Below are 26,947 nucleotides of genomic sequence, written 5' to 3' on the forward strand. Positions count from 1 at the left end.
ATGTACAACGACCGGCGGCCCACCATCATTCCGGGCCCGGCCACCCCGCCTCGCGGGGCGTCCTCCTCGGTCGTTCACCCGGATACAACGACCCCCACCCGCCCGCCATTCCGCCGCCCGAGTGCCGGCGGCCACCCGACGAACCGGACACCCCGCCCACGCCGGCCCGGTCGGTGGAACGCCATGGAGGTATCTCGGCCCCGGAGACCTCCATGGCGTTCCACCGAAGCACTCAGCCAGGGCGGGAACCGGACATACACCTCAGCCGCGTAGGACGGGGCAGACGAGAAGCGGCCGGCCCCTGGCGGGGCCGGCCGACTTCGCGGGTGTTGTCACCAGAGCTGCTGGACGATGTCCGCCGCCTGCTCCTCCCACTGCGCGTACGCGTACGGGAAGGCGGACACCTGGACCGTCTGCGCCGCGGCGGTCAGCGGCAGGTCGTGCCAGCCGCCGACGTTCTTCAGGGCGTTGAAGAACGCCTTGCTGGCGTAGTCCGGGTCGGTGACCTGCTCGGGCGTACCCCAACCGGACGACGGGCGCTGCTGGAACAGGCCCTCCGAGTCGTGGTCGTTGTACGCGCCCAGGTGACCGAGGTTGTACAGCTTCGACTCCTGGAGCGAGGTGGCGACGCCGATCACGGCGCCCCGCTTCCCCACACCGGTCTCCTTGGCCGCCTTCACGATGGCCTTGGCGTTGTCGAGCTGGGCGTCGTCGAGCGGGATGCGCGACTGGGCGCCCTCGACACCGTGCGGCATGAGTTCCTCCCGGCTGGGCCGGTCGGCCTTGGTCGGGACCTTGTCACTGCCGGTGGTGAGGCCGGACTTCACCGACTCGGTGCCGGTCCTCTTCTTGCCGGTGGCCAGGTCGATGGCGGCCAGGGCCCCGGCGTGCGGGCCGCTGGTCAGGGGAGCGGCGACGGCGGTGGGGCCGAACGCGAGTCCGCCCAGGCAGGCCACGCCCGCGACGGTCAGCGCGGTCCGGCGGTTGGGGGCCGTCGCGGCAGCCTTCACGGCGGCGGCCTTCACGACGGCGGTCCTGGCGACGGCGGTCTTCGCGATGGCGGGGAGCCATCGAGTGAAGTGCTGCTTCACGATGGTTGCCCTTTCGATCGTTACGACGCGCTCCCGGGTGAGCGCCCCTCGGGGATTACTCGCCGGTACGGGTTTGCGTTCCGGCGGTACGGGGGACACAACCAGCTCGGCCTGTCGGGCATTCCGGATATGCCCGAGACCAGCAGGGCTGCGGCCCAGGTCACCGGGGATACCGGACGAGCGGGATGGGCAGGCGGGAACCGGGCTAACCGGCCGCGGGGACGCCGAACCGCACCAGGACGTGCCAGAGCTGCTTGAGCTGCTGGAGGGTCACCTCGGTCGGCCCCCGGTCGGCCCAGCGCTGCGGCTCGCGTACCACCGAGGCGGCCGCCCGGCCGATCAGCGCGGCGTGCACCGGCTCCCCCGGCCGGGCGAACTCGGCGTGCACCCGGGCGGCGAGCGGCGGGATGGCCGGCCCCCGGAACTCGGCGTCGACACCGTCGACCGGCAGTTCGAAACCGGTGTGCCAGCACAGCGCGAAGCCGTGCCGCCGGGCGAGCCCGGCGAGGATCCGCCCCTCCGCGGTGCCGCGGAACGAGGGGTCGACCACCACCGCCTCGACGTCCCGGGCCAGGCTCAGCTCACCGTGCACCTGCGCCTCGATGTAGTCGTCCAGCGCCCGCCCGGCCACGTCGGACGCGCGCTCGCGCCGGCGCAGCAGCGTCCGCACGAGGGTGCCGGTGTCCATGCCGGCCACGCCCAGGCTGACCCCCGTCTCGGCGGTGGCGGCCAGCAACGCGGCGAGCACCGGCTCGAACACCGTCACCGTGCCGAGGTCCTTCGGCCCGGTGTGGCTGTCGCCGAAGCTGAAGGTGGCCCGTGCGAGCGCCGCGGGGCGCAGCCGCAGATGGCAGGAGCCGAACCGGGGGCAGGCGCCGTCCGGGTGGTCGAGCAGGTTGAGGCCGCCGTACTTCGGGCGCTCCGTGGGCGGCACGCCGGGCCGCTGGTACGCCCCGCCGAACAGCGCCTCCTCCCAGCGGTCCCGGTCGCCGCCGGGGAACGCGGTCAGCCCGCCGTTGGAGATGCCCGTCTCGAACTGGCTGCGGTAGACGCCCTCCTGGTCGAGCGCCTCGGCCACCGTCCGGCCGTCGCGTAGCAGCCGGTCGGGGTGGAAGTTGAGGGTCAGCCGGCCGTGCGCGGCCACCGCCGCGACGATCTCCTCCGCCCGGTACGCCGCGCCGGAGCCGGCGAGGTGCCCGTCGATGACGGCGAGCGCCGCCGGCCGGTCCCGGAGGGCGGCGTCACCGACGTACCGGAGGGCGGCGGCCTGGGCGGGGGTCAACATCACGTCGGGCACGGGCCAGAGTATCGCCGGGGCCCCCGGCGGCGCGCCACGCGGATTTCAGGCGCCGGTGCCGAAGCCGTCCAGGCCCTCCCGCTCCGCCGGGCTGCGCAACTCCTGGAACAGGGTGAAGTGCAGGCCCGCCGGGCCGTCGAGGCGGGCGTTGAGCGACTGCCACGGGGTGACCGTCGGCGGGGCGACCTCGGTGGCGCCCGCCGCGACGAGGCGCTCGGTCGCCGCCCGGCTGTCGTCCACCTCGAACGCCACCCGCATCCGGGGCGCGACCTGGCGGCCGACCTCCACCTCGTCGATCATCCGCTTCTGCGCGGGGTTCGCCAGCTCCAGCGTGGCGCGTCCCGCCTCCAGGATCACCACCCGGGCGCCGTCGCCGCCCGAGTACGCCGCCTCCTCCGGCAGGCCCAGCGCGTCGCGGAAGAAGGCGACCGCGGCGTCGTAGTCCTCGGCCTCGACGACCAGGCGCAACTGGCGTACCGTCGGCGGCCCGTCGGCCCGGGAATCGTCCATGACACATGATCCTAGCCGCGTGCGGCGGCACCGAGACGGGCGAGGAAGTGGGCGTTGCCGCCGGTGGCGGCGAGCTGCCGGAGCAGCTGGTCCAGGGCCGCCTGCCGGTCCAGTGCGGACAGCGCGGAACGCAGTGCCCGCAGGCGATCCCGCTCGACGTCGGTGAGCAGCAGCTCCTCCCGGCGGGTGCCGGAGGCGCGCACGTCGACGGCCGGGAAGGTACGCCGGTCGGACAGCGACCGGTCCAGCTTCAGCTCGGCGTTGCCGGTGCTCTTGAACTCCTCGAAGATGAGGCCGTCGGCGGCGGACCCGGTCTCCACAAGGGCCGAGGCGATGATGGTCAGGGAGCCGCCCTCCTCGATGGACCGGGCGGCGGCGAGCAGCTGCTTGGGCGGGGTGAGCGCGGCCACGTCGATGCCGCCGGAGAGGGTACGGCCGGCTGAGCGGACGGTCAGGTTGTAGGCGCGGCCCAGCCGGGTCAGCGAGTCGAGCAGCACGACCACGTCGTGGCCCAGCTCGACCAGACGCTTCGCCCGCTCGATCGCCAGCTCCGCCACCGTGGTGTGGTCCTGCGGCGGACGGTCGAACGTGGCCGCGACGACCTCGCCCTTCACCGACCGCTGCGTGTCGGTGACCTCTTCCGGCCGCTCGTCGACCAGCACCACCATCAGGTGGCACTCCGGGTTGTTGCGGGTGATCGCGTTCGCGATCGCCTGCAGCACCATCGTCTTACCCGCCTTCGGCGGCGAGACGATCAGCGCCCGCTGGCCCTTGCCGATCGGCATAACCAGGTCGATGACCCGGGTGGTCAGGATGTGCGGCTCGGTCTCCAGCCGCAGCCGCTGGTACGGGTGGACCGGCGTCAGCCGGTGGAAGTCCGGGCGGTGACGCGCCTGCTCGGGGGTCGTTCCGTTGACGGTGTCGAGCCGGATCAGCGGGGCGTGCCGGCCCTTGCGGGGTGTGGTGGCGACCGCGCCGGTGACGAGGTCGCCACGGCGCAGGCCGTACCGGCGGAGCTGGCCGGTGGTGAGGTGGGCGTCGGCGGTGGAGGGCAGGTAGCCGTCCACCCGCAGCAGCGCGTGGTCGTCGACCGTGTCGACGATGCCGCTCACCGGGAGCGGCGCGGAGGTGTCGTTCATCGAGTGCCTTTCGACTGGTGCCGGTCCCCGATCGGGACGATGCGAGAGAGGGTTGGTGCGAGAGAGGGCTGGTGCGAGAGAGGGCTGGTGCGAAGCCCGAGCGGCACGAACCGAAGCGGGAGGCGTCGGCCGCACGGCTCGCCGCCTCACCGGAGCAGGAGGTGTCGGGGCGCACGGCGCGCCGCCCCGCGTGGGCGACGGGACACCGCGCGAAGGGCTCGGCACCAGGCGGGCGGGAACCTGCGAGCGGGGCGGCCGAGCCGGTGTCGGAAGCGGACGGGGGCCGGTCCGGCGAGGTCCGTGTCGGGTCCGGCGGCCAGGTTCGGCGAGCTGGCGGCCGGATCGGTGAGGTGCGCCGGGCGAGCTGCCGCGTTCGGGAGAGCGGACTCCGGGTGGCGCCGTGCGCCGGCATCCGGGTCGTTCGCCAGGCTAACCCCGCACCGCCGTCGCGGGCAAGCGGATCGCCGCCGGTTCGGTCGGAACCCGGGCCGGCGTTACAGTGAGGGACGCGCCGACCGGGAAGGCCAGCACCGTGACTGCTACGACCGTGGTCGACCAGGTCCACCTCGGCGACCACGTCTGTTGGACGCACGACGACGAGGGCGCGGCCCTCGACGCCGTCGGCCGCTTCGCCGCCACCGGCCTGCGCCTCGGTCACAAGGTCGTCTGCTTCACCGAGACCTCGCCGCCGCAGGCGGTGCGCGCCCGGGTCGACGCCGTCGGCGTGCCGACCGAGGCCGCCGTGGCGGCCGGCCAGCTGCGTATCGTGCCGGCCGTGGAGGTCTACCCGACCGGCGGCCGGCCGACCCCGGAGGCGATGGTCGCCACCGTGGTCGACGAGGTCGACCGCGCGCGGCACGAGGGCTACCCGGGGATCCGGCTGAGCGGGGACATGGCGTGGGTGCTGCGCACCGGCACCACCCTGGACGACCTGCGCCGGTACGAGGCCGCGCTCAACCCGCTCTTCCTGGACGCCCGGGTCGCCGGCCTGTGCCTGTACGACCGGCGGATCTTCCCGGCCGACGGGTTGCGCGCCGTCGCCGCCGCCCATCCGGGCACGGCCGGGCCGGGCACCGCGCGGACCTGGGTGCCGCTGCTGCGGGCGTACCGGACGACCGACCCGCCGGGGTTGCGGCTGGTGGGGCAGGTGGACCGGAGCAACCGGGAGGCGTTCACCGCGGTGCTGCACGACGTGACGGCTGGTCAGCGGGCGGCGGGACGACCGCCGGTGCTGGACGTCTCCGAGCTGAGCTTCGCCGACGTGGGCGCCGCCACCGCGCTGGTCCGGGCGGACCGCGCCAGCGCCGCCGGCATCCGGCTGGTCGGGTGCCGGCCGGCGCTGCACCGGCTGCTGCACCTGCTCGACGGCGTGTCGACGGAGCACTCGGCATGAGCGCACCCGCCGCCCCGGCACCGGCCGAATTCCGCCACGAACTGGCCTTCTACACCGACGCCGCGAGCCTGCTCGCGGTCACCGTGCCGTTCGTCCGGGCGGGACTCGCCGCGGGCGAACCGGTGCTGGTGGCTACGCCCGGACCGCAGCTGGCGCTGATCCGCGGGGCGCTCGGCGCGGCCGGCGACGCCGTCGGTTGGGCCGACATGACCGAGGCGGGGCGCAACCCCGGCCGGATCATCCCGTGCGTGCTCCAGGCGTTCGCCGACCGGCATCCCGACCGGCGGGTCCGGATCATCGGCGAGCCGATCTGGGCCGGCCGCACCGCCGAGGAGTACCGGGCCTGCGCCCAGCACGAGGCCGCGATCAACTGGGCCTTCGCCGGCCGGGCGGCGAGCATCCTGTGCCCGTACGACGCGGGGCGGCTCGAGCCCGGCGTGCTCGCCGAGGCCCGCTGCACGCACCCGCTGCTGGTCGACGGCGACGGGCGCCGCCGCATCGCCGGCTACGCCCCGGCGGCGGTCACCGAACGGCACAACAAGCCGCTGCCCAGCCCGGCGGAGCAGGTCGCCGTGCTCCGCTACGACCTGGACACGCTGCCGCAGGTCCGGCGGTTCGTCGCCGACCAGGCGGTTGCCGCCGGGCTGGCCGCCGACCGGGTGGCCGACCTGCAGATCGCGGTCACCGAACTGGCCACGAACAGCGTGGCGCACGCCGGCGGCGCCGGCACCGTCGAGACGTGGTGCACCGACCGGCACCTGGTGTGCGAGGTCCACGACGACGGCTGGCTGGCCGACCCGCTCGCCGGCCGGCTCGCACCGGCGCACGACGGCATCGGCGGGCGGGGACTGGTCATCGTGCACGCACTGTGCGACCTGGTGCTGGTGCACACCACCGCGGCCGGCACCACGGTCCGGCTGCACATGCTGCGGGAGGCACCATGACGGGAACGGAACCGGCGCTGCGCACGGTCGGCCGGGTCGAGTCGCCGCTGAGCGATCCGGCGGTGGCGCCGAAGCAGGGCGACGAGGGCGCGCCGGAGGCGTGGCTGGTCTTCGACGCGGCGTACGCCCCGGCGCTGGACGGGCTGCGGCCCGGCGCGGACGTGCTGGTGCTGACCTGGTTGGACCGGGCCCGGCGCGACGTGCTCGCGGTGCACCCGCGCGGTGACGTGTCCCGGCCGGAGACCGGGGTGTTCGCCACCCGTTCGCCGCACCGGCCCAACCCGATCGGCCTGCACCGGGTGCGGGTGCTCGACGTGGACGGCGTACGGCTGCGGGTGGCCGACCTGGAGGCGGTCGACGGCACCCCCGTACTCGATGTCAAGCCGGTGCTCGACGGCGAGCGCTGAGGCCGGCGACACCCGGCCGGGCCGGTGACCCGGCCGGGCGGTCGGCTCAGTGCCCGCGGGCGATCCACTCGTCGAGGTGGGGCGCCTCCGCGGCGATGGTGGTGTCGTCGCCGTGTCCCGTGTGGACCACGGTCTGCGGCGGCAGGGTGAGCAGCCGGGCCCGGATCGACTCGATGATCGTGCCGAAGTCGCTCCAGGAGCGGCCGGTGGCGCCGGGACCCCCGGCGAAGAGGGTGTCCCCGGTGAAGACCGCGCCCAGGTCGGGCGCGTGGAGGCTGCACGCGCCCGGGCTGTGGCCGGGGGTGTGCAGCACCCGGAGGGTGGTGCCGCCGACCTCGATCGCCTGCCCGTCGGTGAGCTCGCCGTCGGGCGGGGTGTCCGGGTGGACCAGGTCCCAGAGCACCCGGTCGGCCGGGTGCAGCAGCACCGGGGCGCCGGTGGCCCGGGCCAGCTCGGGCGCCACCCGGACGTGGTCGTCGTGGGCGTGGGTGGCCAGGACGGCGACCACCCGGCGGTCGCCGATCACCGCGCGGATGGCCGCTACGTCGTGCGGCGCGTCGACGACCACGCACTCGGCGTCGTCACCGACCACCCAGACGTTGTTGTCGACGTCGAAGGTCTGCCCGTCGAGGGAGAACGTGCCGGCGGTGACGGCGTGGTCGACGCGGGCGGTCACGGGAAGACCACCACCGACCGGAGCACGTCCCCGTGGTGCATCCGGGTGAACGCCTCCTCGACCTGGTCGAGCGCGATCTCCTCGGTGACGAAGGCGTCCAGGTCGAGGCGGCCCTGCCGGTACAGCTCGGTGAGCATCGGGAAGTCGCGGCTGGGCAGGCAGTCGCCGTACCAGCTGGACTTGAGGGCGCCGCCCCGGCCGAAGACGTCCAGCAACGGCAGCTCGATCCTCATCTCCGGGGTGGGTACGCCGACCAGCACGACGGTGCCGGCCAGGTCTCGGGCGTAGAAGGCCTGCTTCCAGGTCTCCGGGCGGCCCACCGCGTCGATGACCACGTCGGCGCCGAACCCTCCGGTGGCGGCGCGGATCGCCTCGACCGGGTCGTCGTCGGAGGCGTTGACGGTGTGCGTGGCGCCGAACTTCCGCGCCCAGTCGAGCTTCCGGGAGTCGGTGTCCACCGCGATGATGGTGGTCGCCCCGGCCAGGGCCGCCCCGGCCACCGCCGCGTCGCCGACGCCGCCGCAGCCGATCACGGCCACCGAGTCGCCCCGGGTCACGCCGCCGGTGTTCATGGCCGCGCCGAGGCCGGCCATCACCCCGCACCCGAGCAGGCCGACGGCGGCGGGCCGGGCGGACGGGTCGACCTTCGTGCACTGGCCGGCGTGCACCAGGGTCTTCTCGGCGAACGCGCCGATGCCCAGGGCGGGCGCCAGCTCGGTGCCGTCGGTCAGCGTCATCTTCTGAGCGGCGTTGTGGGTGTTGAAGCAGTACCAGGGACGGCCCCGCCGGCAGGCGCGGCACTGCCCGCAGACCGCCCGCCAGTTGAGCACCACGAAGTCGCCGGGGGCCACGTCGGTGACCCCCTCCCCCACCTGCTCCACGATGCCGGCGGCCTCGTGGCCCAGCAGGAACGGGTAGTCGTCGTTGATGCCGCCCTCGCGGTAGTGCAGGTCGGTGTGGCACACCCCGCAGGACTGGACGCGGACCACCGCCTCGCCCGGCCCCGGGTCGGGCACCACGATGGTGGTGACCTCCACCGGCGCGCCCTTGCGCCGCGACACGACTCCCCGGACTTCCTGACCCACGGTGCCTCCTTCGTTCGCGACTGCGGGGCTCGCAGACCCGGCCTGCCCGCTCCTCGCGCTCACGGTGCCTCCGGCGTTCGCCTCCAGCCGAACCTACCGCCGATCATGGCCGGCGGCCCACCGCCGTCCGGCGGGTTATCCGGCGCGTCGCGGGGTACGCGGGGGCCCGGTTCTCCGGCACCCACGGGAGTGATCATGAAGTTGACCCATGCGCCGCTCCGGCTCAGTATCGGCGCGTTCATCCTGAACTCCGGGCTGTCCAAGCGGTCCCTGGAGGGCGAGGCCGCGGCCGGCATGCACGGCATGGCAGTCGGGGCGATCCCCCAGCTGCGGCAGTTCCCGCCGGACCAGTTCGCGAAGCTGCTCTCCCGCGCCGAGGTCGCACTCGGCGCCGCGCTGCTCACGCCGTTCGTGCCGTCGCTGCTGGCCGGTGCCGGGCTGACCGCCTTCGGGCTCGGTCTGGTGCAGCTCTACCTCAAGACGCCCGGCATGCGGGAGGCGAACAGCCTCAAGCCGTCGCAGGCCGGCATCGGCCTGGCCAAGGACAGCTGGCTGGTCGCCGCCGGGCTGACGCTCATGCTCGACTCGCTGGCCCACAAGCGCCGGTTCACGTGACCGGACCGGCGACGGCGGCGGGCACGGCCACGGCGTCGGCGGCGTAGCGGCGGCGGGCGGCGTTGCGGTAGCGCAGCACCTGCACCGCGCCGAGCCCCCAGAGCAGATACTGCACGGCGAACGCCCAGCGGAACGCGGACAGCGGCGGGGTGCTCCGGCCGGCCGGGGTGGCCAGGTCGAGCACCACGCCGACCGCCAGGATCAGCAGGATCGAGGCGACGAACCCGCCCACGTTCACGATGCCGGTGGCGCTGCCGATGCGGTGCACCGGGTTGAAGGTGCGCGCGTAGTCGAAGCCGATCACCGAGCCGGGACCGTTGACCGCGAGGACCACCACGAGGGCCACCAGCAGCCCGTGCGGGGCACGGCCGGGCCAGGCCAGCACCACCGCCCAGACCGCCGCGGTGGCGGCCGTGATGGCGAAGACCACCGCCGAGCGGTGGAAGGGGTGCCGGGCGCACAGGTGCGCGATGACCGGGCCGCAGACCAGGGTCACCACGGTCATCAGGGTGAGCAGGGCGGCCGCCGCGGTGGGCGGGAAGCCCTGCCCCTGCACCAGGAACGGGTAGCCCCAGAGCAGGGCGAACACCGAGCCGGAGAACTGGGTGACGAAGTGCGTCCAGAGGCCGAGCCGGGTGCCGGGCTGGGCCCAGGCGTCGGCGAGCTGCCGGCGTACGGCGGCCAGGTCGGGGGCGAGCCCGGTGGTGTGCTCGGCGTGCGGGGTGTCCCGGACCGCGACGAGCACCAGCAGCAGCACGGTGGCGCCGAGCGCCGCCGCGGTGAGGAACGCGGGCGTCCAGCCGGCGTGGTGCAGCAGCGCCACCAGGGGTACGGCGCCGAGCACCGCGCCGAGCTGCCCGATGGTGCCGGTGAGCTGCACCAGCAGCGGGTTGCGCCGGCCGGGGAACCAGAACGCGACGATCCGCAGCACGCTGATGAAGGTCATCGCGTCGCCGAGGCCGACGAGCACCCGGGCGGCGAGGGCGAGCCGCACGTCGGTGGCGACGGCGAAGCAGAGCTGCCCGGCCACCATGAGCGCGGCGCCGGCGAGCAGCAGCCGGCGCGAGCCGAACCGGTCGAGCAGCACCCCGACGGGGATCTGCATGGCCGCGTAGACGGCGAGCTGGGCGACGCTGAAGGTGGCCAGCGCGGCGGCGTTGATGTGGAAGCGGTCCGCCGCGTCGACCCCGGTGACACCGAGCGAGCTGCGGTGGAAGACGGCGGCCACGTACGCGGTGACGGCCACCGCGAAGACCAGGGCGGCGGAGCGGCGCGGGGCGACCCTGGGGGTGCCGCCGCTCACCGCAGCGTCCGCAGCACGGTCGCCGCGTTGTCGATGTGCGCGCCGACCGCGTCGAGCCACGCCCGCGGGTCGTCGCCGTCGAGGGCGGCGAGCTGGCCGGCGTGCTCGGTGAGGGCCACCTCGGCCCAGCCGGGCGACAGGCGGAAGCTCGCCTCGCCCATCCGCAGCTGCCGGTCGCGCAGCCGGTGGTACAGCTCGGCGAGGATCTCGTTGCCGGCCGCCTCGACGACGGTGGCGTGGAACGCCCGGTCGGCGGCCATCAGCGCGGTGACGTCGCCGGCGGCGTGCGCCCTGCGCATCTCGTCGAGCCAGCGGGCGAGGTCGCCGCGGATGGCGGCCCGGCGCGGCCAGACCTGCTCGGCGGCGTGCAGCTCGACCAGGCGGCGGGCCTCGACGACGTCGGCGATCTCCCGGGCCGAGACCGGCCGGATCAGCGCCCCGCGCTTGGGGTAGAGCTTCACCAGGCCCTCGGCCTCCAGGCGCAGCAGCGCCTCCCGGACCGGCGTACGGGAAACCCCGGTCGCCTCGGCGATCTCCCCCTCGCTGACCAGCAGCCCGCCCGGGTACACCTGCTCCAGGATGGCCTGCTTGAGGTGCTGGTAGGCCCGCTCGGCGGCGGAGGGCGCGGCCGGCCGCGTGCCGGGCACCGGGGTGGGATGCGTCATGTATCTATGATGCGCCCGAGCCGACCGGACGCCGCCGCCGAGCGCCGCGAACGTGGCCCGGACCACGTCAGCGCAGCGCGACCGCGCCGTCGGGGCCGCGGGTGAAGCGGGTGCCGGAGGGCCGGCCGAGGCTGTCGAGGAGATCGGCGAGCCAGCCGGCCTCGGCGGCCGTGGCGGGTTGCAGCCGCATCCGGCGCATCCGGACCGGGACGAGGCGCAGCCGCCGCAGCTCACCGGTGGCGGCGTCGAGGGTGGGCAGGTGCAGCAGCCGCAGCTCCGGCCGGTACGCCTCCTGCCCGCCGATCCCCTCGTAGTCGTCGATCAGGTCGCCGCAGCCGTAGAGGATCAGCCGGCCCCGGTAGCGCTCGACCGGTCGGGGATGGTGCGAGGAGTGCCCGTGCACGACGTGCACCCCGGCGTCGACCAGCGCGTGCGCGAACTCGACGTGCTCGTCCGGCACCTCGTGGCCCCAGTTGCTCCCCCAGTGCACCGAGACCACCACGAGGTCCGCCGGCCGGACGGTCCCGGCGATCCGCTCGGCGAGCGCGCCGGCCGTGGCCGCGGACACCTCCGGCAGGTACGCCACGCCGGGCCGCCCGTCCCGCGCCGCCCAGTGCGGGAGGACACCGCTGGACACCGCGCCCACCGACCAGACCAGCAGCCGGCGCCCGCCGGCCAGCGGCACGGTGGCCGGCCGCCACGCCTCCTCGGCGTCCCGGCCCGCGCCGGCGGTCCGGATCCCCGCGCCGCGCAGCCCGTCCAGGGTGTCGGCCAGCCCGTCCGGGCCGAAGTCCAGCACGTGGTTGTTGCCCAGGACGCAGACGTCGAGCCGGGCGGCCGTCAGGCAGGGCAGGTTGGCCGGGTGCATCCGGTAGTGGATGCCCTTGCCGGGAGCGTGCTCCCCGCGGGCGGTCACCGCCGTCTCCAGGTTGACGATCCGCGCGTCCGGACGTTCCGCGTCGAGCATCCGCAGCGCGTCGCCCCACGGCCACTCCGGCGAGGCCGGCCGCGGCACCGGGCCGGCCACCGACTCGGCCAGCGCGACGTACCGGCGGGCGTCGGTGACCAGTTCCTCCCGCAGCGCGGGCGACCCGGGGTGGGGCAGGATCTGGTCCACGCCGCGCCCGGTCATCACGTCGCCGGCGAGGAAGAGCGTCACCTCGGCCATGCCGGGGAGAGTTCCCGCCGTTCGCCGCGCCACGCGTGAGTCCGGCCGGCCGGGGTACCAGGGCGGCCATGACGACCGACGTGACGATCGTGGTGGCCACCCGCAACCGGCGGGAGCAGCTCCTCGCCCTGCTGCCCCGGCACACCGCCCCGGTGATCGTGGTGGACAACGGCTCCGACGACGGCACGCCGGCCGCCGTGGCCCGGGAGTTCCCCGGGGTCCGGGTGGTGGAGCTGGGCCGCAACGCGGGCGCCGGGGCGGCCCGCAACGTCGGGGTGGGGCTGGCCCGCACGCCCTACGTGGCGTTCGCCGACGACGACTCGTACTGGGCGCCGGACGCGCTCGACCGGGCGGCCGCGCTGCTGCGCCGGCACCCGCGTACCGCCCTGCTCACCGGGGAGGTGCGGGTCGGCGCGGCGGCCCGGCGGGACCCGGTCTCGGCCGCGATGGGCCGGGCGCCGCTGGGCGCCGAGCCGGACGCGCTGGGGCCCACCGTGCTCGGCTTCCTGGCCTGCGCCGTGGTGCTGCGCCGCGACGCGTACCGGCAGGTCGGCGGCTTCGCCGAGCGGCTCGGCACGTACGGCGAGGAAACGCTGCTCGCGATGGACCTGGCCGCCGCGGGCTGGAACCTCGCGTACGTGCCGGAGCTGGTGGCCCACCACCTGCCGGTGCCGGCCGGTCGCGACCCCCGGGCCCGCCGGCGGGCCGAGGCGCGCAACCGGGTGCTCACCGCGGCGCTGCGCCGGCCGGGGCGGGTGCTGCGCGCGGCGGTCGCCGACGCCTGGCGGGACCCGGCCGGGCGGGCCGGCCTGCGCGACGCGGCCCGGCAGGCCGGCTGGGTGCTGCGGCACCGGCGGCGGCTGCCGGCCGGGGTGGAGGCCGCGCTCGTCACGCTGTCCCGGGCCGACGCCACGCCGTCCCGTTCCGACGGAGTTCCCCAGCCGGCGGGGTCCGCGCCCGCCTGAGCTGGTTATCGTGTGGTGCAGCTGACCGGCCGTCGGCGAGGAGCACCGGGTGAAGAGCAACGCGTCCTTCCGGGCCTGGTACCGCCCCATGCGGGCCCGCCGGCGCGACGAGGCACACCGGGCCGCCACCCCGCTGGAGCTCTTCTTCGACCTGTGCTTCGTGGTCGCCGTGGCGCTGGCGTCGGAGGGCCTGCACCACGACGTCGCGGAGGGGCACGTCGGCCGCGGCCTGCTCCGGTACCTGAGCGTGTTCTTCGCGATCTGGTGGGCCTGGGTGAACTTCACCTGGTTCGCGTCCGCCTACGACACCGACGACGACGTCTACCGGCTGACCGTGCTGGTGCAGATCGCCGGGGCGCTGATCCTCGCCGCGGGCGTGCCGCGCGCCTTCAGCGAGGCCGACTTCACCACGATCACCTACGGGTACGTGGTGATGCGGCTGGCCGCCACGGTGAACTGGCTGCGGGCGGCGGCCGGCGATCCGGCGCACCGGGCCACCGCCCTGACGTTCGCGGTCGGCGTGGGCGTGGTGCAGGCCGGCTGGCTGCTCCGGCTCCTCCTGCCGCCCGCCTGGCTCACGCCCGCGTACCTGGTGCTGGTCGCCGCCGACCTGCTGGTGCCGGTGCTGGGCGAACGGCGCCGGCAGACCTCGTGGCACCCGCACCACATCGCCGAGCGGTACCAGCTGTTCACCCTCATCGTGCTGGGCGAGGCGGTGCTCTCCACGTCGGTGGCGATCCAGCGCGGGGTGGACGCGGGCAACGGGCAGCTGTGGTCGCTGGCCGCGGCCGGCACGCTGATCGTCTTCGCGATCTGGTGGCTCTACTTCGACCGGCCCGACCCGCTGCCGCCGGCGTCGGTGCGCGGCGCGCTGACCTGGGGCTACGGCCACTACTTCGTCTTCAGCTCCATCGCGGCGGTCGGCGCCGGGCTGGCCGTGGCGGTCGACCACGACCTGCACACCGCGCACGCCTCGGGGCGGGTGGCCGGCTACGCGGTCGCCGTGCCGGTCGCGGTCTACCTGGTCGCCCTCTGGGCGCTGCACCTGCCGGCGAAGCGCGGCGCCGGGCTGGTGCTGTTCCCCGGCGCGGCGGCGCTGGTGCTGGTGGCGCCGTGGCTGGTCGCGCCCGTCGACCTGATCGCCGGGGTGCTGGTGGTCCTGGTGGCCGTCACGCTGGTCCTGCGGCACCGGACGGCGACCAGAACCGCCTGACCAGGGCCTCGAACTCGGCGGCCCGCTCGATCTGCGGCATGTGCCCGGTGTCGCGGAACAGGTGGCTCTGCGCCTTCGGCAGCCGGCTCCGCGCGTGGGCGAGGTGGGCGGCAGGCAGGACGAGGTCCCGGTCGCCCCAGACGACCAGGGTGGGCAGGTCGAGCGCGGCCACCGCGTCGAGCAGTTCGGCCCGCCACTCGGGGCGTACGCCGCGCCAGGTGCCGAGGTTGCGGACCAGTTCCAGCATCACCCGGGCGGCGTGCGGCTGCCGGGCCGCCGCGAGAGCGGTGGCGACCCGTTCCTCGGTGACGTACCCCGGGTCGTGGAAGATCGCCCGCTCGCTGCGGCGGGCGATCGCCGGGTGCGGGCGCAGCAGCAGCCGGGCCAGGGGCCGGACGGCGAGCAGCCGCAGGGCGGCGGTCACCTCCCGGCCGAAGCCGGCGCTGTTGACCAGCACCAGGCTGGCGACCCGCTCCGGCGCGTCGGCGGCGAGCCGCATGGCCACCGCCCCGCCGAGGGAGTTGCCCACGAGGTGCGCCGGGCCGGTGACCGCGGCCGCGTCCAGGAACCCGGCGACGGCCGCCGCCAGGGCCGGCAGGGTGTGCGGATCGTCGAGCGGCGCCGAGCCGCCGTGCCCGGGCAGGTCCACGGCGAGTACCCGGTGGTCACGGGCCAGTGCCGCGTGCAGGGCGGCGAAGTCCTCGAGGGTCCGGCCGATGCCGTGCAGCAGCACGACCGGCGGGCCGTCGCCGGCGATCCGGCAGCGCATCCGCCGCCCGGTGACGGTCAGCTCGTCGGCCGGCGGCAGGGCGAGGGTCACGCCGGCCGCCCCGGGTCCGACGGGACAGGCTCCGCGGCGGGTGGCGGCGCCGGCACCCGGGCCGGGCGCGGCCGCATCCCGAGGGCCAGCACCTTCCCGTACGCGGCGGGAGCGACCCGGGCCAGCAGGTCGGGCAGCTTCGCCGACCAGCCGATCAGCACCCGGCCGCGGCGGCGCTCGACCCCGCGCAGGATCACCTCGGCGGCCTTCGCCGGGTCGATGGAGAGCAGCTTCTCGAACTGCTTCCGGCCGGCCTCGTACTCCTCGACGGAGACGCCGCTGCCCACCCGGGCGCTGGTCGCGATCCGGGTGCGGATGCCGCCGGGGTGCACGGAGGTGACGCCCACGCCGTCGTCGACCAGTTCGTGCCGCAGCGCCTCGGTGAAGCCGCGCACGGCGAACTTGCTGGCGGAGTAGGCGGCCTGCCCGGCGGGCGCGATCAGCCCGAAGAGGCTGGAGACGTTGACCAGGTGGGCGCCGGGCTCGGCCTTGAGCGCGGGCAGCAGCGCGTGGGTCAGCCGTACGACGGCCCGGAAGTTGATCTCGATGACCCAGAGGAACTCGTCCAGGGTGACCTGGTCGAACCGGCCGCCCAGCGCCACCCCGGCGTTGTTGACCAGCAGCCGGATCCGCGGGTGCGCGCGGTGGATCTCGGCGGCGACCCGGTCGGTGGCGTCGGCGTCGGCGAGGTCGACCAGGTGGGTCTCGATCCGCCGGTCGGGGTACGCGGCGCGGAGCGCGGCCACCACCCCGTCCAGCCGCTCGGCGTCCCGGTCGAGCAGGACCAGGTCGACGCCGCGGCGGGCCAGCCCGTGCGCCAGGGCCTCACCGATGCCGCTGGCCGCGCCGGTCAGCACCGCGGTGCCGCCGGGAAAGACGAAGTCACGCATGGCGCTCCTCGGGAGTCAGGCGACGGGCGCGGGACGGTCGGCGACGGTGGCGGGCGTGCCCGCGCGGGAGAAGCGCACGCCGGCGTCGGTGAGCCGGCCGTGCCGCATCAGCAGCACGTCGCGGGGGTAGTTCTGGTGCAGCCGCCAGGGCGCCCTCGGGCCCTGCTTGGGCAGCCGGTCGACGGCCCGCAGCACGTATCCCGACTGGAGGTCGATGATCGGCACCAGGTCGGTGGTGTCCGGAGCGAGCGGGGTGACGACCTGCTGGCCGGTCTCGTCGAGGTGGCGCAGCAGCCGGCACACGTACGTGGCGACCAGGTCCGCCTTGAGCGTCCAGGAGGCGTTGGTGTAGCCGATGGTCATGGCGAAGTTCGGCACGCCGGAGAGCATCATGCCCTTGTAGGCGACGGTCGAGGCGAGGTCGACCTCGGCGCCGTCCACCGCGAGGGTCATCCCGCCGAGGGCCAGCAGGTTGAGGCCGGTGGCCGTGACCACGACGTCGGCGGGCAGCTCCTCGCCGGAGCTGAGCCGGATGCCCCGCTCGGTGAAGGTGTCGATGGTGTCGGTGACCACGGCGGCCTTCCCGGCGCGGAGCGCGGCGAACAGGTCCCCGTCGGGCACCACGCAGAGCCGCTGGTCCCAGGGGTTGTAGCGGGGCGAGAAGTGCCGGTCGACGTCGTAGCCGGCCGGGAGGCTGCCCCGGGCGGCCCGCCGCAGGAACTTCTTCACCACGTTGGGGGCGCGCCGGCTGAGCTGGAAGTTGGCCACCCCGAGCGCCACGTTCTTCCAGCGGGTCACCGCGTACGCGGCCTTCGCCGGGAGCCAGCGCCGCGCCGCGTCGGCGAGCGGGTCGCGCGAGGGCAGCGAGATGACGTACGTGGGTGAGCGCTGGAGCATGGTGACGTGCCCGGCCCGCTCGGCCATGGCCGGGACGAGGGTGACCGCGGTGGCGCCGCTGCCGATCACCACCACCCGCTTGCCGGCGTAGTCCAGGTCCTCGGGCCAGTGCTGCGGGTGCACCAGCCGGCCGGCGTACCGCTCGACGCCGGGGAACTCGGGCGTGTAGCCCTCGTCGTAGCGGTAGTAGCCGGAGTTGGTGAACAGGAACCCGCAGGTCAGGACGGCGTCCTCGCCGGTGTCGTCGCGGTGGGCGTGCACCGTCCAGCGGGCGGTGGCGCTGTCCCACTCGGCACGCAGCACCCGGTGGTGGAAGCGGATGTGCTGCTGCACCCCGTGCTCGCGGGCGGTCTCCCGGACGTACTCCCGGATGGCGTCGCCGTCGGCGATCGCCTTGGGGTTGGTCCACGGCTTGAACGAGTAGCCGAGGGTGAACATGTCGGAGTCGGAGCGGATGCCCGGGTAGCGGAACAGGTCCCAGGTGCCGCCGACGGCGCCCCGGGCCTCCAGCACCGCGTACGTCTTCCCGGGGCACTGGCGTTGCAGGTGGACGGCGGCGCCGACGCCGGAGAGCCCGGCACCGACGATGAGGACGTCGACGTGGTCGGAGGCCATGGCATCTCCCGTTCGCGCGGCAGTGGACCGGACACTATCCACCGCCGTCGACGGCAGTCAACACCATGTCGAGTGGAATCGACACAGTGTCGAGCGGGTGTAACATCGGCCGACATGACCCCCGCCCGTACGTCGACCGGCGCCGCGCCGACGCGCGGGCGGCGACCCGGCCGCTCCACAGGCGACGACCGGGAGGTGGCCATCCTCGCCACCGCCGAGCGGCTGCTGGGGCAGCGGCCCTTCGGCGACATCTCCATCGACGACCTGGCCCGGGGCGCCGGCATCTCCCGGCCCACGTTCTACTTCTACTTCCCCTCCAAGGACGCCGTGCTGCTCACCCTGCTCGACCGGGTGACCGAGGAGGCGAACGCGGCCGCGGGCGACGTGCTGGTCCGGCTCGCCGACGACCCGCGGGCCCGCTGGCGGGAGCTGATCGCCCGGTTCCACGCCACCTTCGGCGGCCACCGGGACGTGGTGCTGGCCTGTGCCCAGGTGCGCGGCACCAACGCCGAGGTGCGCCGGCTCTGGGCCGAGGTGCTGGAACGCTGGGTACGCGCCGTCGAGGCGGCCATCGAGGGCGAACGCGCGCGCGGCGCGGCCCCGGACGGGCTGCCCGCCCGGGACCTCGCCATCGCGCTGAACTCCATGAACGAGCGGGTCTGGTACGCGACCTTCGCCGGGGACGGCCCGGCGGTGGCCGAGCGGGACGTGGTCGACGTGCTGCTCGACGTCTGGCTGACCGCGATCTACCGGACCACCACGCCGCCGGTCAGCCCGTCCGGGTGAAGTCCATGACCCAGTTGGTCTCCCAGGTCCGCTCGCCGTCGGTGGAGAACGCCTGCTCCCAGCGGCAGGAGGTGGGCGTGATCGCCGACCAGACGAACCGGCAGCGGACCGGCCGCCCCTCGTCGGTGTCGTCGGCGTAGAAGGTGCCGACGCCGTCGACGAACCGGCCGACCACCGGGGGCAGTTCGAGCACCCCCCGGCGGCTGTTCATCCAGTAGATCGACCAGAGGCCGGTGGCCGGGTCGAGGATGCGGACGGTCGAGCCGGAGAAGCCGCGGGTCGGGAAGCGGATCTCGTCGAAGCTGCCGGCGCCGTCGAAGAACGTGCGCGCCACCGAGGTGCCGGGGAACTCGTCCCACTCGTCGCTGCCCACGTGCCGCTTGACCAGCCGCCGGTTGGTCACGTCCCAGGTTCCGACGAAGAAGTCGAAGTCGCCCATCAGAAACCCACCTCTCCCTCGGCCCGGTTGTCGGCCAGGTAACCGGCCAGGTCCGGCCGGTCCGGGGCGAGGACGTGCCGCACCCAGGCCGTCCGCTCGTGCTCCAGCACGCCCAGCTCCCAGACGCAGCCCACGCCGGGCCGGTCCAGCGGGACGAAGTGCGCGGGGTCGTCGTCCGGGCAGTCCAGCGCGGGCTGGCCGGCGATCGCGATCCGGCACTCCACCACGTTGTCGAAGAACCAGCTGTACGCCAGCAGGTACGCGCCCGTGTCCGCACCCCGGTGCAGCACCACCCAGCTCGCCGGCGGGGTGCCGCCGTCCGGGCCGGGCAGCAGCTTCGGCAGGTACGCGTACGCGGCCTCGACCACCTCCGGTTCGAGGCGGCGGTCCGGCTGGTCGATGTGGTAGCGCTTGACGTGCCGGCCGGCGACCTCGACGGTCCCCGGCACGGTCAGTTCCTTGTTCCGAAATGCCATGCGGGGACGGTAGGCCCGCTCCCCTGACAGCTAGTGTCAGTGGAATGCGGGCCAGTCGTCTCCTGTCCATCCTCCTGCTGCTCCAGGCCCACGGCCGGCTCACCGCCGCCGACCTGGCCCGCCGGCTGGAGGTCTCGGTCCGCACCGTCTACCGGGACGTCGAGTCGCTGCACGCCGCCGGCATCCCGCTGTACGGCGAGGCCGGCCACGCCGGCGGCTACCGGCTCGTCGACGGCTGGCGGACCCGGCTCACCGGGCTCACCGCCGAGGAGGCCGACCGGCTGCTCTTCGCCGGGCTGCCCGGGCCGGCCGCCGAGCTGGGCTACGAGTCGGTGGTGGCCACCCTGCAACTCAAGCTGCGCGCCGCGCTGCCGCCGCCGCTCGCCGACCGGGCCGCCCGGCTGGAGCAACGGTTCCACCTGGACACCCCGGGCTGGTACTCCGACGGCGACCCGTCGCCGTACCTGGCCGCCGCTGCCGAGGCGGTGTGGCGGGAGCACCGGATCCGGGTCCGCTACCGGAGCTGGAACGGCGAGGTGACCCGGGTCCTCGAACCGTACGGGCTGGTGCTCAAGGGCGGCCGGTGGTACGTGGTGGCCGCCCGCCCGGACCGCGCCGAGCCGGCCACCTACCGGGTCAACCAGATCCTCGACCTCGCCCCGCTGGACGAGCCGTTCGACCGGCCGGAGTTCGACCTGCCGGCCTGGTGGCGGGCGCACGTGGTCGCCTTCCGGGCCGGGCTGCACCGGGACGAGGCGACCATCCGGCTCTCGCCCCGGGGCCGGGAACGGCTGCGGGAGGTCGCCAGCGACGCGGTGGTCGCCGCGGTGGACGCCAGCGCCGGTCCACCCGACGTGGCGGGCTGGGTGCGGGCCGTCGTACCCATCGAGTCGCTCACCCACGCGCACGGCGACCTGCTGCGGCTCGGCGCCGAGGTCGAGGTCCTCTCCCCCGCCACCCTGCGCACCCGCCTGGCAGAAACGGCAACCGCCCTGACCGCCCTCTACCATCCGCCCGCCCCTTGTTGATCAAGAGCTTTGCGTCGGGGTCGATCTCCCCGGTGACCCAAACCTCTTGATCAACGGGGCAGGTCGTGCAGGACGGTGGCGAGGGTTTTCAGGGCTCGGTCGATGTCACCTGGTGGGTTGGCGGCGTAGCCGAGGACCAGGCCGGGGGGTTGCGGGCGCTGGGCGTGCCAGGACAGGGGTTGGACCTTCACGCCGCGGCGTAGTGCCGCCGCCGCCAGCGCGGTGTCGTCGACCTTGTCGGGCAGGGTGACCAGCAGGTGCAGGCCGGCTGCGGCGCCGTGCACCACCGCGCCGGGCAGGTGCTCGCGGACCGCCCGGATCATCGCGTCCCGGCGGCGGACGTGCCGGCGGCGCAGCAGCCGCAGATGGCGTTCCAGCGCGCCGGAGTCCATCAGCTCGGCCAGCACCAGTTGCGGCAGGGCGGCGTTGCCGAGGTCGGCCATCCGCTTGGCCGCCACCAGGTCGCCGTGCCACCGGGGCGGCACCAGCACCCACCCGATCCGCAGCGCCGGGGCGAGCAGTTTGGAGACACTTCCGGTGTAGCAGACCCGGTCCGGCTGCATCCCGCGCAGCGCCGGCACCGGCGGGCGGTCGTAGCGGTGCTCGGCGTCGTAGTCGTCCTCGATCACCACGCCGCCGCGCCGGGCCCAGCGCAGCAGCCGGCGACGCCGGTCACCGTCGAGCACCACCCCGGTCGGGAACTGGTGCGCCGGGGTGAGCATCACGGCGGGGGCGCCGCTGTCCTCCAGCCGGTCGACCCGCAGGCCGTGGGCGTCGACCGGCACCGGCGGGGTGTCCAGCCGCCAGTTGTTCAGGTGCTGGCGTACGCCGAGCGAGCCGGGGTCCTCCACCGCCACCGTGTGCACGCCGTCGGCGTGCAGCACCTGGGCGAGCAGGCCGAGCGCCTGGGACACCCCGGCCACGACCACCACCTCGGCCGGGTCCACCCGGATGCCGCGGTTGCGGGCCAGCCAGGTGGCGACCGCGAGCCGCAGCGCGGGGGTGCCGGTCGGATCGCCGTACCCGAAGTCGGCGGGCGCCAGGCGGTGCAGCACCGCGCGTTCCGCGCGCAGCCAGGCCGCGCGGGGGAACGCCGCCAGATCGGGTACGCCGGGCGTCAGGTCCAGCTCGGCCGGCGCGGTGCGCAGCGCGTCGAAGACGTCGGTGTCCGGCCGCGCGGCGAACACCTCCGGCGGGCGGGGCGGCGCCGGCGCGCGGGTGACCACGGCGGCCGGGGTGGCCACCACGACGGTCCCGGCCCGGCCCCGCCCCACCACCTGCCCGTCCTCGGTGAGCCGCTGGTACGCCTCGGTCACCACGCCCCGGGACACGCCCAGCTCGGCGGCGAGCACCCGGCTGGCCGGCAGCCGGGCGCCCACCGGGACCCGGCCGTCGGCGATGGCGGCCCGCAGCCGGGCGGCCAGCCAGTCGGCGCGCCCACCCGGCGGGGCCTCGCCGACATCGAGCTGGAGGAAATCGGCACCGGCCGTTATGGACCCCTCGACCGCCGATGGTTTGGCCCTGTCCATCAGACCATTATGGTCGCAGGCTGGACCTCGTGAGCATCGCCTTCCTGCTGACCACACTCGTCGTCGTGATCACCCCGGGCACCGGGATGGTCTACACCCTCGCCACCGGCCTCTCCGCCGGCCGCCGGGCCGGCCTGGTGGCCGCTGCCGGCTGCACCCTCAGCCTCGTCCCGCACCTGGTCGCCGCCGTGACCGGCCTGGCGGCCCTGCTCCGCGCCGGCACCCCGGCCTTCCGGGTGGTGACCTGGCTGGGCGTGGCGTACCTGCTCTGGATGGCCTGGGCCGCGCTGCGCGAACGCGGCCCGCTGCCGGTGGACGAGCACCGCCCACCCCGCCCGGCCGGCCGGCTGTTCCGCGACGGGGTGCTGATGAACCTCCTCAACCCCAAGGTCACCGTCTTCTTCGTGGCGTTCCTGCCGCAGTTCGTCCCGCCGGACGCGCCGGACGCGCCGACGCGGATGCTGGCCTGCGGCGCGGTGTTCATGCTGACCACCCTCGTGGTCTTCGCCGGGTACGCACTGCTGGCCGGCGCCCTGCGTCGCCGGGTGCTGGCCCGGCCCCGACTCACCGCGCTGCTGCGGCACGGCTTCGCCGGCAGCTTCCTCGCCCTGGGCCTCGGCCTGGCCCTCACCGCCCGATAGGAGTCCTCCCGTGCGTTTCCGGCACTCTCCGCAGGTCCGGTCGAGCTTTCCCGAGCTGACCTGCGGCATCCTGCACGCCACCGGCATCACCCCCGACGTCGACGTCACCCCACGACTCGCCCGGTACACCGACACCGCCCGCGCCCGTCTCGCCGGCGGCCCGGAGGGCGGCTTCCCGGAGATCCAGGCGTGGCGGCGGGCCTTCGCCCGGATGGGTTCGCCGCCCACCCGCTACCGGTGCGCCGCCGAGTCGCTGCTGCGCCGGTTCCGCCGGGACGGGGCGCTGCCCCGGCTGCACCCGCTCGTCGACCTGGGCAACGCCCTCTCCCTCGGATACGCCGTCCCGGTGGCCGTGCTGGACCTGGACCGGATCGACGGGGACCTCACCGTGCGCCCGGCCACCGGCACGGAGACCTACCTGACCCTCGGCGGGGAGGAGGAGCACCCCGAGCCCGGTGAGCTGGTCTTCGCGGACGAGGCCGGCCACGCCCACTCGCGGCGCTGGACCCACCGGCAGAGCGGCGCGTCGGCCGTGCGCGCGGAGACCGCCGAGGTGCTGGTGGTGATCGAGGCGATGCACGAGGGCGGCGCGGAGACCGTGCCCCGGATGCTCACGGAGCTGGCCGCCGCGCTGGCCGAGGAATGGGGGGCGCCGGCCCGGACCGCGGTGCTCACCTCCGAGGCACCCGAGTTCGCGACGCCCGCCACGCGCACCGTCTGAGGCCCCGGGGTTTCCTGCGGGCCTACCGCACCGGGGCGAGGGGTGCTCCCGGTGGTCGGGCCACCGGAAGCACCCCCGCGGTCAGGGCAGCTCCGGCGGGTCCAGGCAGGTCCAGGTGACACCGTCGGCGGAGAGCCAGGCTCCGTTGCTGTCCGGCCAGCCGGTCTGCACCTATCCGCCGGGCACCGGGCGCGGGTCGGCCCGAGCGGCTCGTCGCTCGGGCCCGGCAGCTGGCCGAGGACCCGCCAGCCGGTGAGGTGACATCGTCGTCGGACGGCTGCCCGGTCGAGGTGGGGCGGCCGACGTGCGGTGACGGTCAGGCGTCGGGGCGGTCCCGGTCGTCGGTCGCCATGATCTCGTCGAACTCGGCCGGGGTGATCTCGCCGGTGCGCAGCCGGCGGGCGTTCGCGGCGAAGCGGGCGATCGCGGCGCCCCGCGGGTCGGGCGGGGTCAGCAGCCCGGTGTCGGCGGCGAGCGCGGTCGCCGCGTCGGCCACCTGGCGCGGGTCGTCGGTGTCCACGGGCTCGCCGTGCAGCTCGCGCAGCGCGGCGGCGAGCCGCGCGTCCTGCGCGTCGCCGGCACCCCACCAGCGCCGGGCCAGCTCGACGGTGCGACCGAGGCTGTCGTCGCCCACCCGCTCGGCCCGCAGGACGGCCCGCATCATGCTGAGGAAGGTGACGGTGACGGCGTCGGAGTCATCGGCGATCATGCGTTGCACACTAGCGACCGGTTGCGACAAAACCGGAGGGGCACCCGACCGCCGGCGGCATGATCGGGGCATGGAGCGACGACCGGCCCGCGGGCACCGGAACATCCCGCACACCGCCGACGTCCGCATCGAGGCGTGGGCGCCGGACCGGGAGGGCTGCGTGGCCGAGGCGGTCACCGCCCTGGTGGACACCTTCGTGGACACCACCGGGGCCGCCGCCGACGGCGAGACCGACTTCCGGGTGCCGCCGGGCGCCGACGCGGACCTGCTGGTCGGCGTCCTCGACGAGGTGATTTTCCGGATGGACACGGCAGGTGAGCTGCCGCTGGAGACCGAGGTGCGGGCGGCCGCCGACGGCGGCCTGGCGGTGCGCTGGCGGACCACCGGCACCGACGCGGTGGAACTGGTCGGCGCGGTCCCCAAGGCGGTGTCCCTGCACGAGCTGTCATTCGCCGCCGAACCCGGCGGCTGGCGCTGCGCGGTGACACTCGACGTGTGAGCGGGGCTCAGCCCTTCACCACGCCGAGCGGGACCAGCCGGGCCACCTTCCGGCACAGTCCGGCGCCCTCGGCCGCCGCCACCACGGCGGCAACGTCCTTGTACGCGGTCGGCATCTCCTCCGCCAGCCCGCGCCGGCTGGCGCCCCGCACGGCGATGTCCTGCGCCTCCAGCTCGCGGCGCGGGTCGTGCCCGCGTACCGCCTTGGTGGCCTGCTTGCGGCTCTGCACCCGGCCGGCGCCGTGGCAGGTGGACGCCCAGGCCGGCGCGCCGGGCACGCCGGTGAGCACGTACGAGCCGGTGCCCATGGAGCCGGGGATGAGCACCGGTTGCCCGACCGGGCGCAGGTCGTCGGGCAGGTCGGGGTGCCCCGGCGGGAGGGCCCGGGTGGCCCCCTTGCGGTGCACGCAGAGCGGGCGGGGTGTCCCGTCCACCTCGTGCGTCTCGATCTTGGCGAGGTTGTGCGAGATGTCGTACACGAGGTCGAGGTCGCAGCCGGTGACCCGGGCGAAGACCTGCCGGGCGGCGTGGGCGAGCAGCTGCCGGTTGGCCCGGGCGTAGTTGGCCGCGGCGGCCATCGCCCCCAGGTAGGCCCGGCCCTCGTGGGAGGAGACCGGCGCGCAGGCGAGCTGCCGGTCGGGGACGCGGATGCCGTACCCGGGCATCACCTTCTCCATGCCCCGGACGTAGTCCGTGCAGATCTGGTGGCCCAGCCCCCGCGAACCGCAGTGGATCATGACGCAGACCTGGCCGGCGCGCAGCCCGAAGGCACCCGCCACGGCCTCGTCGTAGACCTCCTCCACCGCCTGCACCTCGAGGAAGTGGTTGCCGGAGCCGAGGCTGCCGACCTGGCGCGCGCCCCGCTCCACCGCCCGCTCGCTCACCTGGGCCGGGTTCGCGTCGCCCACCGCGCCGTAGTCCTCGCAGCGGTCCAGGTCCCGTTGGACGCCGAAGCCGCGCTCGACGGCGTACCGGGAGCCGCCGCGGAGCACCGCGTCGAGTTCGGTCCCGTCGGTCAGGTGCCACACGGCGCCCTTGCCCATGCCCCGCGGGGTGGACTGGCTCAGGCCGTCCATCACGGCGTCCAGCCGGGGGCGCAGCGCGGCCCGGTCCAGGTCGGCGGTGAGTAGCCGGACCCCGCAGGAGATGTCGAACCCGACCCCGCCGGGCGAGACCACTCCCCCGTCCTCGACGTCGGTGGCGGCGACCCCGCCGATCGGGAAGCCGTAACCCCAGTGCACGTCCGGCATGGCGTAGGAGGCGCCCACGATGCCGGGCAGGGTGGCCACGTTCGCCACCTGCTCCAGCGACTTGTCCGCACCGGCGTCGGGCAGCAGCGCGCGGGACGCGAAGACCACCCCGGGCACCCGCATCGGGTCGTGCCGGTCGATCCGGAACCGGTACGGCGACTCCTCGACGAGGTCCATGCCCGCCCGGCTACCCCGGGCCGGAGCGGTTACACCCGGTCTGGTTCTCCCTCGCCCGATCCGGGTAGTGCGGCAGCATGCCCCAGCGATACGAGGACTACGACCGGATCGCCGTGGTCACCGGCGCGGACTCCGGCATCGGCAAGGCGTGTGCCGTGGCGCTCGCCGGGGCCGGTTTCGACATCGGCATCACCTGGTACGGCGACCCGGACGGCGCCGAGCGCACCGCCGGCGAGGTACGCGCCACCGGCCGCCGCTGCGAGGTGGCCGAGATGGACCTGACCCGGCTGCCCGGGGGCGCCGCCGTCGTCGACGATCTTGCCGACCGGCTCGGCGGGCTCGGCGTGCTGGTCAACAACGCCGGCACCGGCCTGGCCACGCCCTTCGTCGACGTGACCTGGGAGCAGTGGCGGGAGGTGCTCGCCGTGGACCTGGACGGGGCGTTCCTCTGCTCCCAGCGGGCGGCCCGGCGGATGCGGGCGGCCGGCCGGGGCGGGCGGATCATCAGCATCACCAGCGTGCACGAGCACGCCCCGCGGGTCGGAGCGTCGGCGTACTGCGCGGCGAAGGGCGGGCTGGGGCTGCTCACCAAGGTGATGGCGCAGGAGTTGGCGGCGGACGGGATCACCGTCAACGCGGTCGCCCCCGGTGAGATCGCCACCCCGATGACCGGCCAGGAGGACGTGGACCCGTTCAGCCAGGAACGCCCGGGGGTGCCGGTGGGGCGGCCCGGCGACGCCCGGGAGGTCGCGGCGGTCGTTGCCCTGCTCGCCTCGCCCGCCGCCGCTTATGTCACCGGGGCGTCCTGGCCGGTGGACGGGGGGATGTTGATGATGGGTCCGCAGGCGTCGACGCTCCCGTCCGGATGGCGGTCGGTGTGAGGGGGTGGGGCGGACCCTGCCGGCTCCGTGGCGGTCGCTGTGGGGGTGGGGCCGACCGTGCCCGGCTCCGGGCGGTCAGGCTTGATCCCTCCGCCGGGCACGGTCGGCCCCACCCCGTC

Annotated in this window: 28 protein-coding genes and 1 pseudogene; 12 read left to right on the forward strand and 17 right to left on the reverse strand. The window is 75.1% G+C overall.

All coding sequences use genetic code 11. The features are described from left to right. Positions 1-332: 332 nt before the first annotated feature. From IEY96_RS32080 to rho, 4 genes and pseudogenes are all read right to left on the reverse strand, one after another. Complete coding sequence (locus IEY96_RS32080) at positions 333-1,091, reverse strand: hypothetical protein (protein ID WP_189198540.1); 759 nt, start codon at positions 1,089-1,091, stop codon at positions 333-335. Positions 1,092-1,296: 205 nt separating this feature from the next. After that, complete coding sequence (locus IEY96_RS32085) at positions 1,297-2,376, reverse strand: DUF3626 domain-containing protein (protein WP_189198567.1); 1,080 nt, start codon at positions 2,374-2,376, stop codon at positions 1,297-1,299. Between the two features lie 57 nt (positions 2,377-2,433). Next, positions 2,434-2,898 carry a VOC family protein gene (locus tag IEY96_RS32090; protein WP_189198541.1) on the reverse strand — a complete coding sequence of 155 codons (465 nt, stop codon included), beginning with the start codon at positions 2,896-2,898 and terminating at the stop codon, positions 2,434-2,436. Positions 2,899-2,909: 11 nt separating this feature from the next. Continuing rightward, positions 2,910-4,076, reverse strand: a pseudogene (gene rho / locus IEY96_RS32095) (transcription termination factor Rho); the annotation flags it as partial. 493 nt (positions 4,077-4,569) lie between these two features. Between rho and IEY96_RS32100 the strand changes: the two are divergent. The 3 genes from IEY96_RS32100 to tsaA are packed head-to-tail and all read left to right on the forward strand — an operon-like array spanning position 4,570 to position 6,781. Continuing rightward, entirely contained in the window at positions 4,570-5,430 is an 861-nt protein-coding gene (locus IEY96_RS32100) for an MEDS and STAS domain-containing protein (protein ID WP_189198543.1), read from the forward strand. Further along, complete coding sequence (locus tag IEY96_RS32105; RefSeq protein ID WP_189198544.1) at positions 5,427-6,374, forward strand: anti-sigma factor RsbA family regulatory protein; 948 nt, start codon at positions 5,427-5,429, stop codon at positions 6,372-6,374. The genes IEY96_RS32100 and IEY96_RS32105 overlap by 4 nt, the downstream gene beginning before the upstream one ends. Next, positions 6,371-6,781: a tRNA (N6-threonylcarbamoyladenosine(37)-N6)-methyltransferase TrmO gene (gene tsaA, locus IEY96_RS32110; RefSeq protein WP_189198545.1), complete on the forward strand. Its 411-nt coding sequence runs from the start codon at positions 6,371-6,373 to the stop codon at positions 6,779-6,781. Before IEY96_RS32105 ends, tsaA begins: the two co-directional genes overlap by 4 nt. 46 nt (positions 6,782-6,827) lie before the next feature. On the opposite strand, the gene IEY96_RS32115 is transcribed toward tsaA, so the two are convergent. Further along, the gene (locus tag IEY96_RS32115) at positions 6,828-7,457 is read right to left on the reverse strand and encodes an MBL fold metallo-hydrolase (protein ID WP_189198546.1); all 630 of its coding nucleotides are present in this window, start codon (positions 7,455-7,457) and stop codon (positions 6,828-6,830) included. Beyond that, complete coding sequence (locus tag IEY96_RS32120; RefSeq protein WP_189198547.1) at positions 7,454-8,542, reverse strand: S-(hydroxymethyl)mycothiol dehydrogenase; 1,089 nt, start codon at positions 8,540-8,542, stop codon at positions 7,454-7,456. The genes IEY96_RS32115 and IEY96_RS32120 overlap by 4 nt, the downstream gene beginning before the upstream one ends. A gap of 195 nt (positions 8,543-8,737) precedes the next feature. Here IEY96_RS32120 and IEY96_RS32125 point away from each other — a divergent pair, with 195 nt between their 5' ends. Then, complete coding sequence (locus tag IEY96_RS32125; protein WP_189198548.1) at positions 8,738-9,157, forward strand: hypothetical protein; 420 nt, start codon at positions 8,738-8,740, stop codon at positions 9,155-9,157. On the opposite strand, the gene IEY96_RS32130 is transcribed toward IEY96_RS32125, so the two are convergent. From IEY96_RS32130 to IEY96_RS32140, 3 genes are all read right to left on the reverse strand, one after another. After that, positions 9,150-10,460: an MFS transporter gene (locus tag IEY96_RS32130; RefSeq protein WP_189198549.1), complete on the reverse strand. Its 1,311-nt coding sequence runs from the start codon at positions 10,458-10,460 to the stop codon at positions 9,150-9,152. The genes IEY96_RS32125 and IEY96_RS32130 overlap by 8 nt on opposite strands. Beyond that, entirely contained in the window at positions 10,457-11,125 is a 669-nt protein-coding gene (locus IEY96_RS32135; protein WP_189198550.1) for a GntR family transcriptional regulator, read from the reverse strand. The genes IEY96_RS32130 and IEY96_RS32135 overlap by 4 nt, the downstream gene beginning before the upstream one ends. Positions 11,126-11,192: 67 nt before the next feature. Next, positions 11,193-12,293: a CapA family protein gene (locus IEY96_RS32140; protein WP_189198551.1), complete on the reverse strand. Its 1,101-nt coding sequence runs from the start codon at positions 12,291-12,293 to the stop codon at positions 11,193-11,195. A gap of 68 nt (positions 12,294-12,361) precedes the next feature. On the opposite strand from IEY96_RS32140, the gene IEY96_RS32145 reads away from it, so the two are divergent. Next, positions 12,362-13,258 (forward strand): glycosyltransferase family 2 protein, encoded by an 897-nt coding sequence (locus IEY96_RS32145; RefSeq protein WP_189198552.1) that lies wholly within the window; start codon positions 12,362-12,364, stop codon positions 13,256-13,258. Positions 13,259-13,307: 49 nt separating this feature from the next. Beyond that, positions 13,308-14,471: a low temperature requirement protein A gene (locus IEY96_RS32150; RefSeq protein ID WP_229792017.1), complete on the forward strand. Its 1,164-nt coding sequence runs from the start codon at positions 13,308-13,310 to the stop codon at positions 14,469-14,471. Here IEY96_RS32150 and IEY96_RS32155 read toward each other — a convergent pair. Genes IEY96_RS32155 through IEY96_RS32165 form a run of 3 tightly spaced genes read right to left on the reverse strand, consistent with a single transcriptional unit; the run spans position 14,428 to position 17,693 of the window. Beyond that, on the reverse strand, positions 14,428-15,291 hold the full coding sequence (locus IEY96_RS32155; RefSeq protein ID WP_189198553.1) for an alpha/beta fold hydrolase: 864 nt from the start codon (positions 15,289-15,291) through the stop codon (positions 14,428-14,430). The two genes, IEY96_RS32150 and IEY96_RS32155, sit on opposite strands and share 44 nt — an antisense overlap. Beyond that, positions 15,288-16,181 carry an SDR family NAD(P)-dependent oxidoreductase gene (locus IEY96_RS32160; protein WP_189198554.1) on the reverse strand — a complete coding sequence of 298 codons (894 nt, stop codon included), beginning with the start codon at positions 16,179-16,181 and terminating at the stop codon, positions 15,288-15,290. Before IEY96_RS32160 ends, IEY96_RS32155 begins: the two co-directional genes overlap by 4 nt. A gap of 15 nt (positions 16,182-16,196) precedes the next feature. Beyond that, positions 16,197-17,693 carry a flavin-containing monooxygenase gene (locus IEY96_RS32165; RefSeq protein WP_189198555.1) on the reverse strand — a complete coding sequence of 499 codons (1,497 nt, stop codon included), beginning with the start codon at positions 17,691-17,693 and terminating at the stop codon, positions 16,197-16,199. A gap of 114 nt (positions 17,694-17,807) precedes the next feature. Here IEY96_RS32165 and IEY96_RS32170 point away from each other — a divergent pair, with 114 nt between their 5' ends. Then, positions 17,808-18,479 (forward strand): TetR/AcrR family transcriptional regulator, encoded by a 672-nt coding sequence (locus IEY96_RS32170; RefSeq protein ID WP_189198556.1) that lies wholly within the window; start codon positions 17,808-17,810, stop codon positions 18,477-18,479. On the opposite strand, the gene IEY96_RS32175 is transcribed toward IEY96_RS32170, so the two are convergent. Next, positions 18,463-18,918, reverse strand: coding sequence for a hypothetical protein (locus tag IEY96_RS32175; RefSeq protein ID WP_189198557.1), 456 nt, complete (start codon positions 18,916-18,918; stop codon positions 18,463-18,465). The two genes, IEY96_RS32170 and IEY96_RS32175, sit on opposite strands and share 17 nt — an antisense overlap. Further along, positions 18,918-19,394 (reverse strand): hypothetical protein, encoded by a 477-nt coding sequence (locus IEY96_RS32180; protein ID WP_189198558.1) that lies wholly within the window; start codon positions 19,392-19,394, stop codon positions 18,918-18,920. The genes IEY96_RS32175 and IEY96_RS32180 overlap by 1 nt, the downstream gene beginning before the upstream one ends. A 44-nt stretch (positions 19,395-19,438) precedes the next feature. On the opposite strand from IEY96_RS32180, the gene IEY96_RS32185 reads away from it, so the two are divergent. After that, a complete protein-coding gene (locus IEY96_RS32185) occupies positions 19,439-20,422 on the forward strand; it encodes a helix-turn-helix transcriptional regulator (RefSeq protein ID WP_189198559.1) in 984 nt (327 codons plus the stop codon). A 50-nt stretch (positions 20,423-20,472) separates the two neighbouring features. Here IEY96_RS32185 and pdxR read toward each other — a convergent pair whose 3' ends face one another. Further along, positions 20,473-21,951, reverse strand: coding sequence for a MocR-like pyridoxine biosynthesis transcription factor PdxR (pdxR, locus tag IEY96_RS32190; RefSeq protein ID WP_189198560.1), 1,479 nt, complete (start codon positions 21,949-21,951; stop codon positions 20,473-20,475). Positions 21,952-21,980: 29 nt separating this feature from the next. Between pdxR and IEY96_RS32195 the strand changes: the two genes are divergently transcribed. Next, positions 21,981-22,592, forward strand: a complete 612-nt coding sequence (locus IEY96_RS32195; protein ID WP_189198561.1) for a LysE family translocator — start codon at positions 21,981-21,983, stop codon at positions 22,590-22,592. Between the two features lie 10 nt (positions 22,593-22,602). Beyond that, a complete protein-coding gene (locus IEY96_RS32200; RefSeq protein ID WP_189198562.1) occupies positions 22,603-23,313 on the forward strand; it encodes a B3/B4 domain-containing protein in 711 nt (236 codons plus the stop codon). A 316-nt stretch (positions 23,314-23,629) separates the two neighbouring features. On the opposite strand, the gene IEY96_RS32205 is transcribed toward IEY96_RS32200, so the two are convergent. Then, complete coding sequence (locus IEY96_RS32205; protein ID WP_189198563.1) at positions 23,630-24,022, reverse strand: hypothetical protein; 393 nt, start codon at positions 24,020-24,022, stop codon at positions 23,630-23,632. Between the two features lie 70 nt (positions 24,023-24,092). On the opposite strand from IEY96_RS32205, the gene IEY96_RS32210 reads away from it, so the two are divergent. Then, positions 24,093-24,521 (forward strand): archease, encoded by a 429-nt coding sequence (locus IEY96_RS32210; RefSeq protein WP_189198564.1) that lies wholly within the window; start codon positions 24,093-24,095, stop codon positions 24,519-24,521. Positions 24,522-24,528: 7 nt separating this feature from the next. Here the strand turns inward: IEY96_RS32210 and IEY96_RS32215 are convergent, their stop codons facing one another. Then, positions 24,529-25,947, reverse strand: coding sequence for an RtcB family protein (locus tag IEY96_RS32215; RefSeq protein ID WP_189198565.1), 1,419 nt, complete (start codon positions 25,945-25,947; stop codon positions 24,529-24,531). A 77-nt stretch (positions 25,948-26,024) separates the two neighbouring features. Between IEY96_RS32215 and IEY96_RS32220 the strand changes: the two genes are divergently transcribed. Beyond that, on the forward strand, positions 26,025-26,828 hold the full coding sequence (locus IEY96_RS32220; RefSeq protein ID WP_189198566.1) for an SDR family oxidoreductase: 804 nt from the start codon (positions 26,025-26,027) through the stop codon (positions 26,826-26,828). The last annotated feature ends 119 nt before the right edge of the window (positions 26,829-26,947 follow it).

This window comes from Micromonospora fulviviridis (genome assembly GCF_014648395.1).
In the GTDB taxonomy this organism is placed as follows: domain Bacteria; phylum Actinomycetota; class Actinomycetes; order Mycobacteriales; family Micromonosporaceae; genus Micromonospora; species Micromonospora fulviviridis.

Bases quoted from the DNA above. Each gene is read 5' to 3' on its own strand.
- IEY96_RS32090 (WP_189198541.1), bottom strand. From the start codon at position 2,898: ATGGACGATTCCCGGGCCGACGGGCCGCCGACGGTACGCCAGTTGCGC.
- IEY96_RS32175 (WP_189198557.1), bottom strand. From the start codon at position 18,918: ATGGGCGACTTCGACTTCTTCGTCGGAACCTGGGACGTGACCAACCGG.
- IEY96_RS32220 (WP_189198566.1), top strand. From the start codon at position 26,025: ATGCCCCAGCGATACGAGGACTACGACCGGATCGCCGTGGTCACCGGC.
- IEY96_RS32145 (WP_189198552.1), top strand. From the start codon at position 12,362: ATGACGACCGACGTGACGATCGTGGTGGCCACCCGCAACCGGCGGGAG.
- IEY96_RS32160 (WP_189198554.1), bottom strand. From the start codon at position 16,181: ATGCGTGACTTCGTCTTTCCCGGCGGCACCGCGGTGCTGACCGGCGCG.
- IEY96_RS32215 (WP_189198565.1), bottom strand. From the start codon at position 25,947: ATGGACCTCGTCGAGGAGTCGCCGTACCGGTTCCGGATCGACCGGCAC.
- IEY96_RS32165 (WP_189198555.1), bottom strand. From the start codon at position 17,693: ATGGCCTCCGACCACGTCGACGTCCTCATCGTCGGTGCCGGGCTCTCC.
- tsaA (WP_189198545.1), top strand. From the start codon at position 6,371: ATGACGGGAACGGAACCGGCGCTGCGCACGGTCGGCCGGGTCGAGTCG.
- IEY96_RS32185 (WP_189198559.1), top strand. From the start codon at position 19,439: ATGCGGGCCAGTCGTCTCCTGTCCATCCTCCTGCTGCTCCAGGCCCAC.
- IEY96_RS32085 (WP_189198567.1), bottom strand. From the start codon at position 2,376: ATGTTGACCCCCGCCCAGGCCGCCGCCCTCCGGTACGTCGGTGACGCC.
- pdxR (WP_189198560.1), bottom strand. From the start codon at position 21,951: ATGGACAGGGCCAAACCATCGGCGGTCGAGGGGTCCATAACGGCCGGT.
- IEY96_RS32140 (WP_189198551.1), bottom strand. From the start codon at position 12,293: ATGGCCGAGGTGACGCTCTTCCTCGCCGGCGACGTGATGACCGGGCGC.
- IEY96_RS32135 (WP_189198550.1), bottom strand. From the start codon at position 11,125: ATGACGCATCCCACCCCGGTGCCCGGCACGCGGCCGGCCGCGCCCTCC.
- IEY96_RS32105 (WP_189198544.1), top strand. From the start codon at position 5,427: ATGAGCGCACCCGCCGCCCCGGCACCGGCCGAATTCCGCCACGAACTG.
- IEY96_RS32180 (WP_189198558.1), bottom strand. From the start codon at position 19,394: ATGGCATTTCGGAACAAGGAACTGACCGTGCCGGGGACCGTCGAGGTC.
- IEY96_RS32170 (WP_189198556.1), top strand. From the start codon at position 17,808: ATGACCCCCGCCCGTACGTCGACCGGCGCCGCGCCGACGCGCGGGCGG.
- IEY96_RS32125 (WP_189198548.1), top strand. From the start codon at position 8,738: ATGAAGTTGACCCATGCGCCGCTCCGGCTCAGTATCGGCGCGTTCATC.
- IEY96_RS32205 (WP_189198563.1), bottom strand. From the start codon at position 24,022: ATGATCGCCGATGACTCCGACGCCGTCACCGTCACCTTCCTCAGCATG.
- IEY96_RS32210 (WP_189198564.1), top strand. From the start codon at position 24,093: ATGGAGCGACGACCGGCCCGCGGGCACCGGAACATCCCGCACACCGCC.